Annotated in this window: 3 protein-coding genes; 1 reads left to right on the plus strand and 2 read right to left on the minus strand. The window is 45.5% G+C overall.

Annotated elements, in window-relative coordinates; all coding sequences use genetic code 11:
• Window positions 1-472: cyclic nucleotide-binding domain-containing protein (locus A3750_RS10435; protein WP_068548245.1), on the minus strand; the 472-nt coding region annotated here is incomplete at its 3' end.
• Between the two features lie 224 nt (window positions 473-696).
• Here A3750_RS10435 and A3750_RS10440 point away from each other — a divergent pair.
• Window positions 697-1,125 (plus strand): OsmC family protein, encoded by a 429-nt coding sequence (locus A3750_RS10440; RefSeq protein ID WP_068458184.1) that lies wholly within the window; start codon window positions 697-699, stop codon window positions 1,123-1,125.
• Here A3750_RS10440 and A3750_RS10445 read toward each other — a convergent pair.
• The coding region (locus A3750_RS10445; protein ID WP_231871788.1) for a DUF1631 family protein at window positions 1,122-2,692 on the minus strand (1,571 nt) is incomplete at its 5' end. The two genes, A3750_RS10440 and A3750_RS10445, sit on opposite strands and share 4 nt — an antisense overlap.

Raw genomic sequence — 2,692 nt, forward strand, 5'->3', positions numbered from 1 at the left:
GCTCTTTGCACAAATCAAGTAAGGTTCTAGCGACACGTCCTGTCACATCTAGGAACGCCAGGTCACCAACCTTTCTAGTCGTCTGGCGAAGGCGGGATGCCATTTGCTCGCCAATAAAATACAGAATACGAGGGTCTTGGCTAGAAATCTCTCGGAATTTAGAATAGCTAATTTCAGCTACTTCACATTCAGACTTTGCTTTAACCCAAGCACTCCGCGAGTCCATATTGTCGAACAAGCCCATTTCACCAAAGAAATCACCCGTATTTAGATACGCCATGATCATCTCTCGCCCATCGTCATCCTCGATGATGACAGTCACGGAGCCTTTGATAATGTAGAACAGAGAGTCGCTTTTATCACCGGCATAAATAATAGTGCTTTTGCTGGGATACTTGCGGCGGTGACACTGACTCAAAAAGAAATCTAAGTGTTTGGTTTTACTTTCTACTGGTTTCAAGATCGTGGACATTTAACACACCTTTTTATGCACACATGCAAGCAACTAACAACTCGCTGACTCGCTTTTTTATACTCTGCCAAATCACTGTATCCGTCAAACGAACGGAACTAATAGTGCTCAGCAACTTATTGATATCTAAAAGTATAGACCAATTAATCAAATACACATTTTTTAAACGGCGATTGTCTTTTGTGTTAATCTCGCGGCACATTCAATGAAACACAGGTAGATTTATGAAAGCCGAAATTCGTTGGGGTGGCGAAGCCAAGTTTGTTGCTACCTCAGGCTCAGGCCATGAAATTACTATGGACGGACCACCTGATCACGGAGGTCAAAACCAAGGCCCTAGACCAATGGAAATGATGCTTCTAGGGCTTGGCGGTTGCACAAGCTTCGATGTAATGAGCATTTTGAAGAAATCCAGGCAAGATGTAAGCGACTGCGTTGCGCAAATCAACGCTGAACGAGCCGATGAGGTTCCCAGCGTGTTCACCAAGATTGATATCCACTTTGTAGTGACAGGCAAGAAACTCAAGGATTCGCTCGTCAAACGCGCCGTTGAACTATCTGCAACAAAATACTGCTCGGCCTCAATTATGCTTGAGAAGGCCGGTGTTGAAATCACTCATAGCTACGAAGTCATTGAAGCTGAGAAATTCTAATACGGCTCATAGGCGCCGATTCTTTCTCCCTGAACGAAGTCGACGCCTTGCTTCTCTACCTTCTGAAGAGCGATCGCTGAATCTATATTTTTTACTAGTACCGCCTTATCGAAATGGTGGGCTACGTTCACAAGAGGCTCTTCCTCACCCTCATCATGAAATGCTTTTAAAACCTCTGCATCAATCGTAATCAGGTCAACGGGTAAAGTTTGGAGCAATCTCGCCGGGCAATCACTTGTCCCATACCCCTCCAGACTAAAATGACATCCAAAGATCTGGAGCTCTCTAATAACATCCGCGGCAAAGTGCTCGTTCTCGAGCGCACTGCAGTCATACAAATCAAACCAAATACGCTCAGGAGGCATATCAGTGCACTCCAACAATTCTCGAAACTCTTCTTTAAAGTGGTCATCGGTTAAACTGATGGCGCTCAGGGGAACACGACAGGCAAGAGCGTTCGTCTTAGCGCTTAAAGATCGGGCTAAAAAGGCCAGCCACCAAGAATTCATCTCTTTTGCCTCATGATCTGTAGATGGCTCAAAAAAATCACTCCCCACATCAACGTCCATGTTTAACGGACGACATCGCAACTCTTGATTGTCTGGCAGGTCTATATCAGAAAGCTTGCTAACAGCTTGGGCAAACACAGAAAAAGCATCGCTATCCGATGCACTGAACATCGCAGCTGCGGTGTCCTCAGATTCGCTCTGAGAGAGCTCTATGCGACTGACAGTTTGACTCAAACCCGCACTCTCCTCCGAGACTTCCATCTGGCTTAAGCTTTGCTGCGCATTTCGAATGAGTGCTGCCTCGTTATTAAAACCAAGATACCCCCATACTTCACTGCGCATTAAAGATACAGAAACGCCGAGCACCTGCATATCGGACAACAAGGCATTCAATGCCTCTGTCGTGTCTGAAATGTTTTGTTGAGACGAATTGTTGGAGAAAAACATCACAAAGTCATATCGATTTAGGCGCGCTGCAACACGCACATCACTTACCTTTGTATTGATGAGATCAACGAGTTGACTGACGACCTTAGATTCTTGATCTTCCGCTAACTCGCCGCTTAACATGCGGATGTAGTACAAACAACACTGCTGAGTCCGCTCACCCTTTTTCATCGCTAAACGCACGAGTCGCTGGAACTCACGCGCATTTGGCAAGCCACTCTGTTTATCGTGAGAGGAATCAAAAGCGAGTTTTTCATATACCTCTTTGACCATGTCGTCCAAACCTTGCTTGACGATAGGCTGGGAGAAATCTGGATCTGGCGCTATCGCGCCATCCTTCAGGTAACCAGCGAATTTGAAAGCACCCAATTCGATGACTTTCAAGCCCTGATGATTGACAAAGACAAACTTGGTATAAGCTCTGGCAATCCAGACTAGCCGAATATACTGAGGCTCTGCTTCCCCTTCCTTCTGAAACCTCAACCAAGCATTCAGAGGAATGGCTTTCGCCCTTAGTAGCCAGGGCCGAAGCTGCTTAGATTTCTCAATATTGTTCTTTTCTCTCTCTTCTTCAGCCGATTCAGACTTTAAAATCACAGGTTTTGCTTCAA

This window comes from Oleiphilus sp. HI0079, from assembly GCF_001635105.1.